This window comes from Neorhizobium populisoli, assembly GCF_019430945.1.
Classification (GTDB): Bacteria; Pseudomonadota; Alphaproteobacteria; order Rhizobiales; family Rhizobiaceae; genus Neorhizobium; species Neorhizobium populisoli.
Window position 1 is genome coordinate 23,383 of the sequence record NZ_JAHYCB010000009.1, and the last position, 15,366, is coordinate 38,748.

The window sequence follows — 15,366 nt, forward strand, 5'->3', positions numbered from 1 at the left end:
TTTCATTGCAGGTTGTTTCGGGATCGTCCGAGGATCAGAACTCGGTCCACTCGTTTTCCTTCGCTGCCGCCTGTGCGCCGCCGCCGAACGCGCCGGCCAGCTTCTGGCCAAGAGCACGGGCAGGCGAAGCTGCCGGCCGCGTGGTCGGGGTAGCCGGACGAACGGCTGCACGTACCACAGTATCGCGCGCGGGGGCTGCGGAATACGACATATGCTCGGCGCCGGCAGCCAGCCGGAACTGAGACAGAAGGCCGTTCAGCGCAGTCGCCTCGGTAGCAAGTCCATGGCTTGCAGCGGTGGTCTGCTCGACCATTGCGGCATTCTGCTGCGTGCCCTGGTCCATGGTGTTCACTGCCGTATTGATCTCCTGCAGACCGATCGACTGTTCGCGGGCCGCTTCTGCAATAGCATGAACGTGACGGTTGATCTCCTGGACCTGCGCGACGATCGCTTCCAGAGCCGTGCCGGTCTCTCCGACCAGATCGACGCCGGTCTGCACTTGCGCTCCGGAGGCGTGGATCAGTGCCTTGATTTCCTTGGCAGCATTCGCGGAACGCTGGGCGAGCTCGCGAACTTCCTGTGCGACGACAGCAAAACCCTTGCCTGCCTCACCGGCACGCGCAGCTTCGACACCGGCGTTGAGCGCCAGAAGGTTCGTCTGGAAGGCGATGTCATCGATGACGCCGATGATATTGCCGATTTCGCCGGACGACTTTTCGATCTGCTGCATGGCTGAAACCGCCTTGCGAACGACTTCGCCGGAATGCTCGGCACCCTTGCGGGTACTGGCCACCAGTTCACTGGCTTCTTCAGCACGCTTTGCTGCGTCGCGCACCGTCGTGGTGATCTCTTCGAGTGCCGCTGCCGTTTCTTCGATTGAAGCGGCCTGCTGTTCGGTCCGGCGGGAAAGATCGTCGGCCGAAGAGCGGATTTCATTGGCGCCGGCATTGATCGCCCGCGCATTGACGCCGACGGCGCTCATTGCCTCGTTCAGCTTGTTGACGGAGTTGTTGAAGTCGCTGCGCAGACCATCAAGATCGCCACCGAAAGACACGTTGATACGGCTTGCGAGATCGCCCGAAGCAAGTCGTCCAAGGCCCGCGGCAAGCTCATCGACGGCGCTTTTCAGGACGGCCGCTTCGGCAGACTTGCTGCGTTCGCGATCAGCCCGTTCGGATTCGGTCAGCTGACGATCCTCGGTTGCTTTCGCTTCAAGCCGCACCCGGTCGACTGCATTCTCGCGGAAGACGGCAACAGCGGTCGCCATCTTGCCGATTTCATCGCCGCGATCGAGACCTTCGACTTCGCCCGACGTATCGCCAGCCGCAAGCGTATCCATGCGTGCCCGTAGACGCGCCATCGGCAGCGTAATCCCGGCATGAGCCATGAAAATCGCAAACCCGAGCGCAAGCACGATACCGGCGGTGATCGAAATCGCACTGACGAGAATGATATTGGCCACCGAAATGGTGAGTGCCTTGTTACCCTCGACGATAAGATCCGTCATCGCGGTATTGTTGGCACCTGTTTTCGGCGAAAGCTGTGCCAGCGCATCATCCATCTTCAGCAGCAATGCACGGGCGCCCTGCTGATCGCCAGCCTTCAGCGCCTTGATGACGGCTTCCTGAGATACTCTCAGATTGTCCATCGTGACGCTGATATCCTTGAGCGCTTCCGCGCGGCTCGGAACGAGAGCCGAAACCTGCTGAATCTTCAGTTTTGCGCCATCGTAGTTGCTGGCGACGATCTTTTCAGCGTTTTCGAACTCGGGCGTGCCGGGCTGGATGGCGAGCATACGAAGGCCCCAACCAACCGCAGTCCAGGCACCAGCGGCTGCACGTGCGCCAAGAATGCCGCCCTGCGCTTCACGCTCGATGAAGCTGCCATAGGTCGTGGCTGTATTGCGGAACTGTACGATGACATAGCCGATGCCGGCGAAGGCAATCAGGCCAAGCAGGAAAAAGGCAGAGAGAATTTTGGTTTTGATGCTCAATTGCTTCAGCATGGATGACGCTTCCATAATTTTGCTGCGCGGCAGCAGCAGGGCCGATCAGGCCCTGCATTCGACGGTGGAGATTTGGATGATGGGCGCGTCATGCGCCGGGAGCGTGAGCGGGCTCGCGCTTTGGTTACGGAACCTGAATCAAATTTATTAAACCTTCACTTACCTATGGGTCCCTTATATTCATCATTAAATTTATCTTTTGCTCGCGCTGATGTGAGCGGCCGGGGATCCGAATTCTGCTCCCCGCCTCTTGCTACGAATTGCCGAATGCCTATTTAAGTTCACGGCGAAATGGCGCCCGAAAGCGAATGAATTTTCACAGTTCCGCCTTCTTCTTGTCATCAGCCAGAAAAAAATTCTAGATATACCGATTTTCGTTGATCGAATCGTGACTTTCGTCTAGAGACGATCATCGTCCGGTTTCAGCTCAGTCTGGCCGGGTTGTTGCGCAATGCCAGAAAGGGAGTGTGACATTGTTTAAATTTGTTTCCGTCGCCGCTTTCGGTGAGATTGCGTCCAAAATGATCAGCACGGATCGCCGCTCCCTTCCGTGCTGTCGAATGTAACGCTTTCAGTTTCAATCGTTCCTGAAAAATTTCATTCGCCAGTGCTGCCTTAATTGGCCAGCCAATGCGGGAGTCTGCCATGCAGAAGCAAGTTATTGAATTCGGCGGAGAGCCCGTCGGTATCGTTATCCCGGATGCGGATCGGCTGAAGTTCATCGCCGTGAAGTATCATGTCATAGACCTGGACGAACAGCGTTTCGACACGCCGGACCAGGTACGATTAGCCATTCGCGACCTTGTCCGCTCGCGCAACACGGCGCCTTCGGCACATGTTTGATATCTTTAAGGTATTCGCAAAAAAGCCGCCCATCAGGCGGCTTTTTTGTTGAATGCATTCCAACGGAATTGCACGAAGAACAATAGCGCGAAAGGCTCAGAAAGCGGTGAACGTCATCGTCGTCAGCGAGCGTTCGATACCGGGGATCGACGCGATCTTTTCGTTGACGAAGCGGCCGATCTCGTCATTGTCCTTGATATAGACCTTGAGCAACAGGTCCCAGTCGCCGCTGGTTGAATAGAGCTCGGATGCAAGCTCGGTCTTGTAGATCGCATCGGCAACCTCATAGGTCTTGCCTGGCTTGCAGCGGAGCTGGACGAAAATGGGTTTCATGGACGTCTTCCCGTCGGTCGGACCGCAATCACGGTCGAAATACACATGAGCGACTATTGGCCGATGCGGCCATTATTCGCAAGCTTATCGTCCTCGATCTCTTTCACGATCCAGTTCCGAAACGCAGCAAGGGGCGGATAATTGGCGCGATCCGGCGGACAGGCGAGGTGATATTGACCGGTCTGCATCGACAAACCTTCCACCGCCGGCACCAGCAATCCTTCGCCAAGTTCGCGGCCGATCAGGAAACGCGGCAAGAGCGCCACACCGATCCCGGCGCTCGCCGCTTCGACCATGGTAATGAACTGGTCAAACAACATGCCATGCAATGCGTCGAACGGAATCTGATTCGCTGAAAACCACATCTCCCAAGCGTCCGGTCGGGTATTAAGATGCAGCAGCGGCGCATTCAATATATCAGCCGGCTTTTCCAACCCGTGCCGCGCCTTGAAATCCGGGCTGCAAGCCGGAACCACCTCTTCATCCATCAAAAATGTCAGCGCTGCCCCCGGCCATCGCGCCGCGCCGAAATGGATTGCCGCATCCAGCGTATCGAAGCGGAAATCGAACGGCTCGAGCCGGGTGATGAGGTTTACCACCATGCCCGGATAGGCATCGAGAAACCGGCCGATGCGCGGGGTTAGCCAACGGGTGCCGAAAAACGGCAGGATCGCAAGGTTGAGCGTGCCACCAGCTGGATTGGCTTTCAGGTTGAGCGAAGCATTGGAGATACGCCGCAATGCCTCGCGCACTTCGCGGGCATAGGTATCGCCGGCGATCGTCAGACGAATCGTCTGCCTCTCTCGCAGGAAAAGCGCCACGCCGAGCTGCTTTTCCAAAGCCGAGATCTGCCGGCTCACCGCGCTCTGGGTCAGCCCAAGCTCGTTTGCCGCCGCCGTAACGCTGCCGGTGCGCGCTGCGGCTTCGAAAGCTGAGAGCAGCGAAAAGGATGGCAGAAAGCGCCGGGGCGGCAGCATGTCATTCCTCCTGCGCCAATCATTCCGTTACAGAATGACCTGTTGAGAACAAGTCGATATTCATGGAAGCTATCGCCTTGTAAAGAGTCGAGATACGCCATTTCCGGACAATCCAAGGTGCAGGCCAAATGCTGAACGATCCCCGCTCCCACGGCCTCTGGGAAAAGACCGCGCCTGCCCCGCCCGCAACCCCGCGGCTGACCGCAAAGGTAGCAGCGGACGTGGTGATTGTCGGCGGTGGTTATACCGGCCTTTCCGCAGCACTTCATCTGGCGGAAGCCGGCGTCGATGTGCGGCTGCTCGAAGCAACCGAAATCGGCTTCGGCGGCGCCGGCCGCAATGTCGGCCTCATCAACGCCGGCATGTGGGTCATGCCCGACGATTTCCCCAAGGAACTCGGCCCCGTCTACGGTGAAAAGCTGCTCGATTTCCTCGGCAACGCCCCTTACGTCGTCCGCGAACTGATCGAAAAACACGGCATTGCCTGCGAACTGCAAAAGAACGGCACATTGCATTGCGCCGTCGGCGCCGAGGGCATGACGGAACTGGAAGAACGCGCCCGCCAATGGCAGAAGCGCGGCGCTGCCGTGACCATTCTGGACGCCGCGGAAACCGAACGCCGAGTTGGCACGAAAGCCTATGCCGGCTCGTTGCTCGACATGCGCGCCGGAACCCTCCAGCCGCTCGCCTATGCCCGTGGCCTTGCCCATGCGGCCGCGAAAGCCGGCGCCAAACTGCACACCGGCAGCGGCGTGACAGCCACCAGCGAAGCCAACGGCAAGAAGATCGTCACGACTGCGGAGGGTGAGGTTTCCGCCGACTGGATCATCGTCGCGACCGACGCCTATAGCCACGGCCCCTGGGCAACGGTGAAAAAAGAGCAGGTCTTCCTGCCCTATTTCAATCTCGCGACCGCCCCGCTCAGCGACAACCTGCGCCGCTCCATCCTGCCCGGCCTTGAGGGCTGCTGGGACACCAAGGAAATCCTCTCTTCCTTCCGGATGGACCGGGCCGGTCGCCTCGTGTTCGGTTCGGTCGGCGCATTGCGCAATACCGGCGGCGCCATTCACAAGGGCTGGGCGCGGCGTTCCCTGAAACGGCTTTTCCCGCAGCTTGGCGAAATCGAATTCGAGGCTGAGTGGTACGGCAAGATCGGCATGACCGATAACGCGTTGCCCCGCTTCCACAAGTTCGGCCGCAATACGATCGGCTTTTCCGGCTATAATGGACGTGGCATTGCGCCGGGCACCACCTTCGGCCGCCTGCTTGCGCATCATATTCTCGGCCAAGTCCCGGAAGGCGATTTCCCGCTGCCGCTGACCGACGTCAAAGAGGCCGCCTTCCGTAATGTGAAGGAAGCCTATTACGAGGCCGGAGCCCAGATTGCCCATTTCACCGGCGAGCGGTTCTGATTGCGAAATCGCCGCCGAACTGTAGATTGCCACATTTCCAGCCACTGGAATTCTGATCGGAGACATCAATGACGCTCGCCAAACTCGATCTCGCCGCCGAGGTGAAAACCATCCTCTCCGATCTCGGCGTGAAAGCCGATACCTATACCGGCGGCACGCTCGCCGTCCGTTCGCCGATCACCGGCACCGAAATCGGCAAACTGCCGGAAATCAGCGCCACAAACGCCGCCAGGGCGATCGACGCCGCGCATGAAGCCTTCCTCGAATGGCGCCTCGTGCCGGCCCCGAAGCGCGGCGAACTGATCCGCCTTCTCGGCGAGGAACTGCGCGCCGCGAAAACCGCGCTCGGCCGCCTCGTTTCGATCGAAGTCGGCAAGGTCACCTCCGAAGGCCTTGGCGAAGTACAAGAAATGATCGACATCTGCGATTTCGCAGTCGGCCTTTCCCGCCAGCTTTACGGCCTGACGATCGCCACCGAACGCTCCGAACATCGCATGATGGAAACTTGGCATCCGCTTGGCGTGATCGGCATCATCTCCGCCTTCAACTTCCCGGTCGCCGTTTGGTCCTGGAATGCTGCGCTTGCCCTCGTCTGTGGCAACTCCACCGTCTGGAAGCCGTCCGAAAAAACGCCGCTGACCGCGCTCGCCACCCAGGCGATCTTCGAAAAGGCGCTCGCCCGCTTCGTCGCCGATGGCGGCAAGGCTCCGAAGAACCTATCGACCGTGCTGATCGGTGGTCGCGAAATCGGCGAAGCGCTGGTCGACCACGAAAAGGTACCGCTGGTTTCCGCCACCGGCTCCACCCGCATGGGCCGTGAAGTCGGCCCGCGCCTTGCCAAGCGTTTCGCTCGCTCGATCCTTGAACTCGGCGGCAACAATGCAGCGATCGTCGCTCCGACCGCCGATCTGGATCTGACGTTGCGCGGCGTTGCCTTCTCAGCCATGGGCACAGCCGGCCAACGCTGCACGACGCTTCGCCGCCTTTTTGTGCATGACAGCGTCTACGACACGCTCGTGCCACGCCTCGCCAAGGCCTATCAGTCCGTCTCGATCGGCTCACCGCTCGACGACAACCTCGTCGGCCCGCTGATCGACAAGGCAGCTTATGAAAAGATGCAGACGGCTCTCGACGCGGCCAAGTCCGAAGGCGGCAAAGTGGTCGGCGGCGAACGCGTTCTCGGCAACGAAGCGGCCGACGCCTATTATGTTCGCCCGGCGATCGTCGAAATGCCGGCCCAGACCGGACCGGTGAGGGACGAAACCTTCGCCCCGATCCTCTATGTGATGAAATATTCGACCTTCGACGAGGCAATCGACCTGCACAACGACGTGCCGCAAGGCCTGTCTTCATCGATCTTCACCAATGACATGCGCGAAGCCGAAACCTTCGTTTCCGCCCGCGGCTCCGATTGCGGCATCGCCAACGTCAATATCGGCCCGTCGGGTGCGGAAATCGGCGGCGCATTCGGCGGCGAAAAGGAAACCGGCGGCGGTCGCGAATCGGGTTCGGATGCGTGGAAGGCCTATATGCGCCGCGCCACCAACACGATGAACTACGGCCGCACTCTGCCGCTGGCGCAGGGCGTCAAGTTCGACATCGAGTGATCGCCTTATGGCGACGCTGAATCTGCTCACCGACATTGAGGGCGTGGCCGTTGGCCATGCCACCGATCTCGCGCTCGGTTCCGGCGTCACCGCCATCGTCTTCGACAAACCGGCCACCGCTTCGGGCACCGTACTCGGCGGGGCACCGGGCGGCCGGGATACGGCTCTGCTCGACCCATCGATGACGGTGCAAACGGTCGATGCCTTCGTTCTTTCAGGTGGTTCGGCCTTCGGGCTCGATGCGGCCGGCGGGGTGCAATCCGGCTTGCGGGAAATCGGCCGCGGTTTCGAAGTCGGGCCGGTTCGCGTTCCGATCGTCCCCCAGGCGATTCTGATGGACCTGTTGAACGGCGGCAACAAGGACTGGGGCCTGCATTCGCCCTACCGAGACATGGGGTATGAAGCCTTCAAGGCCGCCGGCCAGGGTACGTTCGCCCTTGGCACCGTCGGCGCCGGCACGGGCGCCACCACGGCGACGCTCAAGGGTGGCCTTGGTTCGGCAAGCGCAATCACACCCTCCGGCCACGTGGTCGCGGCCCTCGTCGCCGCCAATGCGCTGGGCTCGGTGACCGTCGGAGACGACCCACATTTCTGGGCCGCTCCATTTGAAGAAAATAACGAATTTGGCGGGCTCGGCCTGCCGCAAAATTTCGACAACCGCCTTCGCCTCAAGGGACGCGCAACTCCATCGACGACGATCGGCGTGATCGTTACCGACGCGGTACTGACCAAGGCGCAGGCACATCGCCTTTCGATCATGGCCCATGACGGCCTCACCCGCGCCATCCTGCCCGCGCATCTGCCGTTCGACGGCGATACGATCTTCTCGGCTGCGACTGGCGCAAAACCACTCGAAAACCCGTCGGACTTTATGGATATCTGCCATCTGGCGACATTGGTAACAGCCCGCGCCATTGCACGTGGCATCTACGAAGCGACAGCTCTGCCTGTACCGAATGCGCAACTCGCCTGGCGGGATAAATTCCCTTCGCCGGCTAAATAGCTCTCAACACCTCTTCAACTCGCACCCAATCCGCATCACCGGGCAGCCCGATCCGCAGATCGTCCGACCGTTCTTCGAAACGGCGCGTGATGATACCTCGCTCGCCGAGATGCCGGAACAGGACCTGCGCACGCGGATCACGGATGAAGCGGAAAAGCGACGTACCGCCGAAGACGGTAATTCCCGCTGCGGCCAGAAGTCCGTCCAGCCGCAGTGCTTCAGCGTTCAGTTTCGCGCGCATCGCCTGCTGCCAAGCACTATCCGCCAAAGCCTCGCTTGCCACATGCAGCGCCGGCCCGGAAACGGCCCAGGGGCCGAGCCGGCTCTCGATCTTTTCGACGATATCGGGCGTTGCCATCGCAAATCCGAGCCGAAGCCCGGCCATGCCGTAGAATTTGCCGAAGGAGCGAAGCACGACGAAACCACCTTGATCGACGGCACTGGCAACGCTCTCCGCTTCGGACACATCCATGAAGGCTTCGTCGATGACAAGCAGACCGCCCTTTGCCCGCATGACCGACGCCAGCGATAGGAGATCGCTTTTCGAGACGATACGGCCGCTCGGGTTGTTCGGATTGACGATGACGGCCAGCCGCCCCTCGGCAATCCGATTGAGATCGTCCGTTTCGCTCACCTCGAAACCAGCGAGCCGCGCCGCGCGGGCGTGTTCTGCATAGGTCGGCGATAGCACACTCGCTGCCTCTCCATTCGCCTTTCCCAAGAGGCCGGCAACGATCGGAAGAAGAATTTGCGTGCCCGGTCCTGCGGCGACATGCTCTGACGAAGGCGCGCTATAAGCTTTCGCCGCAATTGCTTTCAGCCTTTCCGCCGCCGCAGGCTCCGGCAGTCGCGCGAAGGCATTGCCGGGAATGGGCGAGTGCGGATAGGAATACGGACTGATACCGGTGGACAGATCGATCCAGGGTTCGGGTGCATGTGGAAACAGCGCCCGGGCACGGAATAGATTGCCGCCGTGAGGGATTAAACCCGCAATCGGACCACCGCCGCGATTTCCAGTTTCAATATCAGTCTCAAGGCCTGCCACAGCAATGTTCCTTCTCGCATTCGCCGCGCTGATCGTCGAGCGCATCGTCGGCTACCCGGACTGGGTTTACCGCCGCATCGGCCATCCCGTCACCTGGATCGGCCGACTGATATCCCGGCTGGATCGGGACTGGAACCGGGAGACTGATAGCTTCGCCAAGCGCAAATCCATGGGTGTCGCAGCCCTGCTGGTCATCCTCATCCTGGTCACCGTGCTGTCTCTGGCGATCGAATGGGATCTGCGCATCTTCACGCTCGGCTGGATCCCGCTGATTGTTATCGCAGCCAGCCTGCCGGCTCAAAAAAGCCTCGAACGGCATGTGGAAGCCGTGGCAGATGCGCTCCAGAAAAGTGGACTTGCGGCCGGCCGCAAGGCGGTTTCGAGGATCGTCGGCCGCGATCCGGAAAAGCTCGACGAAGCTGCCGTCTGCCGTGCGGCAATCGAGAGTCTTGCCGAAAACTTTTCTGATGGCGTCGTGGCCCCGGCCTTCTGGATGGGTATCGGCGGGCTTGCTGGCGGGGCGGCCTACAAGGCGGCCAACACCGCCGACAGCATGATCGGCCACCGCAACGCCCGCTTCGAGGCCTTTGGCTGGGCAGCAGCGCGTTTCGACGACCTGATCAACCTGCCGGCGTCCCGCTTGACGGCTCTTCTGTTCGTGATGGCGGCGGGCTTCATGAATAGCGCCTCGCCGGAAAATGCCATCAAAGCCATCCGCCGCGACGCCAAGCACCACCGCTCGCCGAATGCCGGCTGGCCGGAAGCGGCGATGGCGGGTGCGCTCGGTATAGCGCTGGCCGGCCCGCGCAGTTATGGTGGCGTAATGATCGAGGCCCGCTTCATGGGCGAGGGTGGCCGCACCGAACTGACCCACAGGGATATCCGCCACGCGCTGAAGCTCGCGCGCATCGCGGACGCGCTTCTGATCGGCCTTTTCGGCTTGCTGGCGTGGACTATCTGGCAAAAGTGAGCAGCCCGTCGAGATCGAGATGCCGCTCCATATGGGCGGCCAACTGGTCCAGCACCTCGTCTACACCGGCCTCGTAATCCAGCCCCGAAACCGTGCCGCCGAGCCGGGTCAGCCAGGCCGAGCGTTGCCGGTCATCGGCAAAAAGCCCGTGCAGATAGGTGCCCCGGACCCGTCCATCCGCCGAACCTGCGCCATCCGCCGTGCCGCCGACCGTCGAAAATCGCCGGGCGCAATCCGCACCGATCGTCCGGCCGACATGCATCTCGTAGCCGGACAAGGAAATTCCGTCGAAACTTGTTCCGGAAACCGCTTCCAGCCGCTTGTCGCCGGTCAGCACTGTTTCGACGTCGAGCAAGCCAAGCCCTTCCACCGAGCCTGGCGGGCCTTCGATGCCTTCCGGATCGGAAATACGCGTGCCCAGCATCTGATAGCCGCCGCAAAGACCGAGCACCTGCCCGCCACGCCGCACATGTGCAGCGATATCCACGTCGAAACCGGCAGCCCTGAGTGCCGCCAGATCGGAAATCGTCGCCTTTGAGCCGACGAGCAGCACCAAATCGCAATCGCCGGGGATCGCCTGCCCGTTGCGCACGCGGATCACGTCCACATCCGGCTCCGCTTCCAGCGGATCGAGATCGTCGAAATTCGAGATATGCGCCAGGATCGGCACTGCGATGCGGATTTTCGCGTCCGGCTTTCGCACCGTTGGCCCATTGAGCCCCAGCGCATCCTCCGCCGGCAGCCGCGCCGCATCGGCAAAATGCGGCAGCAGCCCGATGGACTGCCACCCCGTTCGCTCGGCAATCATTCGCATTCCGTCCGCAAACAGCGCCGGATCGCCCCGAAAACGGTTGACGATAAACCCGCGGATCATCGCCGCGTCCTGCGGTTCCAGCACCAGTTTCGTGCCCGCAAGACTGGCGATCACTCCGCCGCGATCGATATCACCGATCAGCACGACGGGCACATCGGCGGCACGGGCAAAACCCATATTGGCGATATCGTTGTGGCGCAGATTGATTTCCGAAGCGCTGCCGGCGCCTTCGATCAATACGAGATCGGCTTTGCTACGCAAAAGCTCGAAACTTTCCAGCACCCGCGGCATCAGCTTCGGCTTTAAATGCTGATACTCGGCCGCCTTGGCATTTCCCTCGACCCTGCCCTGCACCACGACCTGAGCGCCAACATCACTCTGCGGCTTCAATAGAACCGGGTTCATGTGGACGCTGAGCGGCACTTTCGCGGCACGCGCCTGCAGAGCTTGCGCCCGGCCGATCTCGCCGCCGTCAGCGGTGACGGCTGCATTGTTCGACATGTTCTGCGGTTTGAACGGCAGGACTTTCAGTCCACGCATGGTGAAGGCGCGGGCAAGTCCGGCAACGACCAGCGACTTGCCCACATCCGAGCCCGTTCCCTGAAACATGAGAGATCGGGCGGTCATATCTGGTTTGTCCGCATGTCGTTATCGCAAAACCGCTGCCCACTTTTGCGCGACATGCTCTAGAACTCGATGCCGGCCTGGGCCTTCACGCCGGCCTTGAAGTGATGCTTCACCAGCGTCATCTCGGTCACCATATCGGCTGCCTCGATCAGCGCCGGCTTGGCATTGCGGCCGGTGACGACCACATGCAGATCCGGCCGCCTCGCCTGAAGTTCGGCAACGACCTTGTCGAGATCGAGATAATCGTAGCGCAGCGCGATATTCAACTCATCGAGGATGACTAGGCCGATCGTCTCGTCGGCCATCAGGGAAAGCGCCTTTTCCCACGCCTTTTCGGCCGCAGCGATATCCCGCTTCAAATCCTGCGTTTCCCAGGTGAAGCCTTCGCCCATCGTGTGCCAGACGATCCGGTCACCGAACACGGCCAGTGCCGGCTGCTCGCCGGTCGACCAGGCACCCTTGATGAACTGCACGACGCCGACACGGCGATTGTTGCCGAGCATGCGAAGCGCCAGACCGAAGGCGGCAGTGGATTTACCCTTGCCCGGTCCCGTATTGACGATGAGAAGACCCTTTTCGAGGGTCTTCTCCGCCACTTCTGCGTCCTGAACCGCCTTGCGGTTTGCCATCTTGGCGCGATGGCGCTCCTCGGCGGTCTGGTCGATCTCCTTCACCGGGCACCGAGCCCGGCAGCGGGGCGAACGGCGACATCTTCGCCGGCCCGGAATTTTTCGCGCACGATCGCCGTCAGAGCACCGAGTACGGCCCAGAATACCAGGTTCGTAGCATAAACGGCATTCACGAAGCGGGCATACAGTTCCATCGGCACATCCGTCTCATGCGACGGCGGCAGCGGCGCACCGACGAGATGCGGAGCGACCAGAAGCACGATGGCCAGAGCGGCCAGTGCCGCCGAGCGCGTATAGGCCAGCAAGCCAAGGCCGATCGCAGTGCAAAGCGCCGTGGAAATCCACCAGATCTGGCGCGGGCCAAGCTCGGCCGCCGGCATGCCGGGCAATTCCGGCGGCAGGCCGAGACCGGGAGCCAGGCTGACCGTCAGGAAGCCGGCAATGCCGAACATCAAGCCACGGCGCCAGCCGCCGAAACCGCCAAAAGCTTCGGCAATGGCGACCAGGACGAGACCGAAGCCGATCGCTGACAGAATGTCGGCAGCGGCCGTGTAGATGAAGCGCTCGGCGCCGTCGGCCGGCGACCAGGCTTCTGCGTCATGATGATGATCGGCAGCAGGGGCCGCCGCACCGCCGGCAGGGGTGGCCTCATGGCTGTGGCTATGAGCTGCCGCAGGCTCGGCCTTTTCATAGGTTTCCGCCTGCAGGATCAACGGTACGGTGGAGAAATGCTGCATCACGGTCATCAGGAGACCGGACAACAGACCGGCGATCACCGCCGTGAAGACGATGTTGCGAAACAACGACATTGGGAAATTCCTCTTAAACTACCCGTGATCTCAATGGCAGGGGAAAGCCAGAGAATGGCGCGTATCGTGGGCGGCGTTATGAACGACTTCCAGAGGCGAGAAGCCGACAAAGCCGACGATGAACAGGCCGAGAATGGCCGTCATGCTGAGAGGAATGATCTTCGAAGCGGAAACGCTGACTGCAACTGCAGCAGAATTCGTAACCATTGTCTTTTCCTTTCGCCCTCCACCCGAGGGCATATTTTAAGTTTCATCGCCTTTGGCAGGTCTCCTGGCTCGCGGATCAGACGCCCCGACCCGCCTTCCCAGACTATCCTTGGCCGGATAATTCCAGTGGCGTGACGGCCGAACGGCCGTTTTGGATCAGGACTTTCCGCTTACAGTTGCGGGGGCAGCCACGGGTTTGACGAAAAATTCGCCGCACCGCATTCCCTCAAAAACCCTTTCGGGCACCATAGGCCTGACGAACATACACCAATTCGACGTGGTCGCAATCGCCTTTGCGACATTGACAGTTCACCGCGACAGGGCTTAGTTGAACACGTACGGTCCCTTTCCGGCAACGGAGGGGGCTAAGAGAGAATGCGGTGCGGACGTTTTATCGTTCAATGCCGCGGCTGCCCCCGCAACTGTAGGCGGCGAGCCGTCCTGCCAAAAACGCCACTGGAGAAATCCGATCAAGGATTCTCTGGGAAGGCTGGCAGGTGGCAACGACCCGCGAGCCAGGAGACCTGCCGTTCGACAGACAAAGCTCACCGGGCGGGGTGCTCCGGAGAGGTTCTCTCATTGCAGGCGGTCCCAACCTCCTGTACCGCGCCCCGATTTTCGATACCCCGGCGGTAACGCGGCCAGATGATGAGCGACGACAAGAGCACTAATTCCGATATCGACGTAACCATCTTCGTCTGCACGAACTGCCGTGACGAAGCGGACAATGCCGTGCGTCCGGGCCTGGCGATGATCGAGGCGCTGAAGACCGCGACCGCCGGCAAGCCGCTTGCCGTCAAGCCGGTCACCTGCCTTGCCAATTGCGAAAAGAGCCCGAGTGCTGCCTTCAACCACCGTTCCGGCTGGTCTTATCTCTTCGGCCACCTGACGCTCGACAATATCGACGATATCGTCACCGGCGCCATGATGCTGGCTGCCGACGAACGTGGTTTCCTTCCGCTTCGCGGCCGTCCGACCTGCCTGCGCGGCAAGGGCATGACGGCCCGCATTCCCCCCTTTCATCATCACGAGGACATGCCCCAATGAGCGTCAATTTCGATCGCGTCCCCTGCACCGTCGTTACCGGCTTTCTCGGCGCCGGCAAGACGACGCTGATCCGCAACCTGATCGAAAACCTGAAGGGCAAGCGGCTGGCGATCATCGTCAACGAATTCGGCGATGTCGGCATCGACGGCGAGGTGCTGAAGGGCTGCGGCATCGAAAGCTGCCCGGAAGACAACATCATCGAGCTTGCCAACGGCTGCATCTGCTGCACCGTCGCCGACGATTTCGTGCCGGCAATCGACCAGATTCTTTCGCTCGAGCCGCGCGTCGACCATATCCTCATCGAAACCTCCGGCCTCGCTTTGCCCAAGCCGCTCGTTCAGGCCTTCCAGTGGCCGGACGTCAAGGCGCGTGTGACGGTCGATGGCGTCATCGCGGTCGTGGATGGCGTGGCACTGGCGGAAGGCCGCGTCGCCGACGACCATGATGCGCTGGAAGCCCAGCGTGCACAGGATGATTCCATCGATCACGATGACCCCGTCGAGGAAGTGTTCGAGGATCAGGTCGCCTGCGCCGACATGATCGTGCTGACCAAGACCGATCTTCTGGATCAGGCCTCTCTCGCCGCTGCCAAGGGCCGCGTTCAGGCCCATCTGCCGCGCGCGGTCAAGATCGTGCCGGCCGCCAATGGCGTGGTCGATCCGGCCGTCCTCATCGGCCTGGGCCTCGCCGTCGAGGACGACATCGAAAACCGCAAGACCCATCACGACGACGAACTGGACCACGATCACGACGATTTCGACAGTTTCGTCATCGATCTTGCCGCCGTAACCGATGCCGAAGCGCTTGCCGCCCGCATTTCCGCCACCGCCGAAGCCCAGAACGTCCTGCGCATAAAAGGCTTCGTGGAAGTCGCGAACAAGCCGATGCGCCTGCAGGTTCAGGCGGTAGGATCACGCGTGAACCATTATTTCGACCGCGCATGGGCTCCCGGCGAAACTCGCCAGAGCCGCCTCGTTGTGATCGGCGAAAAGGGTATCGACCGCGAAGCGATCGAAAGGATGCTGGCCGCCTGATCGG

At 61.1% G+C, this 15,366-nt stretch carries 16 protein-coding genes and 2 riboswitches; of the genes, 7 read left to right on the forward strand and 9 right to left on the reverse strand.

Annotated features, from left to right (window positions below; genetic code table 11):
- Nucleotides 1–34: 34 nt before the first annotated feature.
- Nucleotides 35–2,005: a methyl-accepting chemotaxis protein gene (locus tag KX729_RS23530; RefSeq protein WP_219744931.1), complete on the reverse strand. Its 1,971-nt coding sequence runs from the start codon at nt 2,003–2,005 to the stop codon at nt 35–37.
- A 422-nt stretch (nt 2,006–2,427) separates the two neighbouring features.
- Nucleotides 2,428–2,652: a hypothetical protein gene (locus KX729_RS23535; RefSeq protein ID WP_219744932.1), complete on the reverse strand. Its 225-nt coding sequence runs from the start codon at nt 2,650–2,652 to the stop codon at nt 2,428–2,430.
- On the opposite strand from KX729_RS23535, the gene KX729_RS23540 reads away from it, so the two are divergent.
- A complete protein-coding gene (locus tag KX729_RS23540; RefSeq protein WP_219744933.1) occupies nt 2,651–2,848 on the forward strand; it encodes a hypothetical protein in 198 nt (65 codons plus the stop codon). The two genes, KX729_RS23535 and KX729_RS23540, sit on opposite strands and share 2 nt — an antisense overlap.
- A gap of 96 nt (nt 2,849–2,944) precedes the next feature.
- On the opposite strand, the gene KX729_RS23545 is transcribed toward KX729_RS23540, so the two are convergent.
- On the reverse strand, nt 2,945–3,181 hold the full coding sequence (locus KX729_RS23545; RefSeq protein WP_007765628.1) for an Lrp/AsnC ligand binding domain-containing protein: 237 nt from the start codon (nt 3,179–3,181) through the stop codon (nt 2,945–2,947).
- 53 nt (nt 3,182–3,234) lie between these two features.
- Nucleotides 3,235–4,158 carry a LysR family transcriptional regulator gene (locus tag KX729_RS23550; protein ID WP_219744934.1) on the reverse strand — a complete coding sequence of 308 codons (924 nt, stop codon included), beginning with the start codon at nt 4,156–4,158 and terminating at the stop codon, nt 3,235–3,237.
- A gap of 128 nt (nt 4,159–4,286) precedes the next feature.
- Here KX729_RS23550 and KX729_RS23555 point away from each other — a divergent pair, with 128 nt between their 5' ends.
- The 3 genes from KX729_RS23555 (at nt 4,287) to KX729_RS23565 (ending at nt 8,180) form a co-directional block, all read left to right on the forward strand.
- The gene (locus KX729_RS23555; RefSeq protein WP_219744935.1) at nt 4,287–5,570 is read left to right on the forward strand and encodes an NAD(P)/FAD-dependent oxidoreductase; all 1,284 of its coding nucleotides are present in this window, start codon (nt 4,287–4,289) and stop codon (nt 5,568–5,570) included.
- A gap of 68 nt (nt 5,571–5,638) precedes the next feature.
- Entirely contained in the window at nt 5,639–7,177 is a 1,539-nt protein-coding gene (gene amaB / locus KX729_RS23560; RefSeq protein WP_219744936.1) for an L-piperidine-6-carboxylate dehydrogenase, read from the forward strand.
- 7 nt (nt 7,178–7,184) lie between these two features.
- A complete protein-coding gene (locus KX729_RS23565) occupies nt 7,185–8,180 on the forward strand; it encodes a P1 family peptidase (RefSeq protein ID WP_219744937.1) in 996 nt (331 codons plus the stop codon).
- On the opposite strand, the gene cobD is transcribed toward KX729_RS23565, so the two are convergent.
- On the reverse strand, nt 8,173–9,162 hold the full coding sequence (gene cobD, locus KX729_RS23570) for a threonine-phosphate decarboxylase CobD (RefSeq protein ID WP_312991865.1): 990 nt from the start codon (nt 9,160–9,162) through the stop codon (nt 8,173–8,175). The genes KX729_RS23565 and cobD overlap by 8 nt on opposite strands.
- Before the next feature lie 67 nt (nt 9,163–9,229).
- On the opposite strand from cobD, the gene cbiB reads away from it, so the two are divergent.
- Nucleotides 9,230–10,195, forward strand: a complete 966-nt coding sequence (gene cbiB, locus KX729_RS23575; protein ID WP_219744939.1) for an adenosylcobinamide-phosphate synthase CbiB — start codon at nt 9,230–9,232, stop codon at nt 10,193–10,195.
- On the opposite strand, the gene KX729_RS23580 is transcribed toward cbiB, so the two are convergent.
- From KX729_RS23580 to KX729_RS23595, 4 genes are read right to left on the reverse strand one after another with little or no spacing between them, the layout of a single operon-like run.
- Entirely contained in the window at nt 10,179–11,636 is a 1,458-nt protein-coding gene (locus KX729_RS23580) for a cobyric acid synthase (RefSeq protein ID WP_219744940.1), read from the reverse strand. The genes cbiB and KX729_RS23580 overlap by 17 nt on opposite strands.
- 59 nt (nt 11,637–11,695) lie before the next feature.
- Complete coding sequence (cobO, locus tag KX729_RS23585; protein ID WP_219744941.1) at nt 11,696–12,310, reverse strand: cob(I)yrinic acid a,c-diamide adenosyltransferase; 615 nt, start codon at nt 12,308–12,310, stop codon at nt 11,696–11,698.
- Nucleotides 12,307–13,074 carry a CbtA family protein gene (locus KX729_RS23590; RefSeq protein WP_219744942.1) on the reverse strand — a complete coding sequence of 256 codons (768 nt, stop codon included), beginning with the start codon at nt 13,072–13,074 and terminating at the stop codon, nt 12,307–12,309. The genes cobO and KX729_RS23590 overlap by 4 nt, the downstream gene beginning before the upstream one ends.
- Before the next feature lie 30 nt (nt 13,075–13,104).
- Nucleotides 13,105–13,281, reverse strand: coding sequence for a CbtB domain-containing protein (locus KX729_RS23595; protein ID WP_219744943.1), 177 nt, complete (start codon nt 13,279–13,281; stop codon nt 13,105–13,107).
- A gap of 37 nt (nt 13,282–13,318) precedes the next feature.
- A riboswitch (cobalamin riboswitch) is annotated at nt 13,319–13,546 on the reverse strand.
- A gap of 57 nt (nt 13,547–13,603) precedes the next feature.
- Nucleotides 13,604–13,827, forward strand: a riboswitch (cobalamin riboswitch).
- 102 nt (nt 13,828–13,929) lie between these two features.
- Here KX729_RS23595 and KX729_RS23600 point away from each other — a divergent pair.
- Both KX729_RS23600 and cobW read left to right on the forward strand, forming a co-directional pair.
- A complete protein-coding gene (locus KX729_RS23600) occupies nt 13,930–14,328 on the forward strand; it encodes a DUF1636 family protein (protein WP_219744944.1) in 399 nt (132 codons plus the stop codon).
- Nucleotides 14,325–15,362: a cobalamin biosynthesis protein CobW gene (gene cobW, locus KX729_RS23605; protein ID WP_219744945.1), complete on the forward strand. Its 1,038-nt coding sequence runs from the start codon at nt 14,325–14,327 to the stop codon at nt 15,360–15,362. The genes KX729_RS23600 and cobW overlap by 4 nt, the downstream gene beginning before the upstream one ends.
- Nucleotides 15,363–15,366 lie beyond the last annotated feature (4 nt).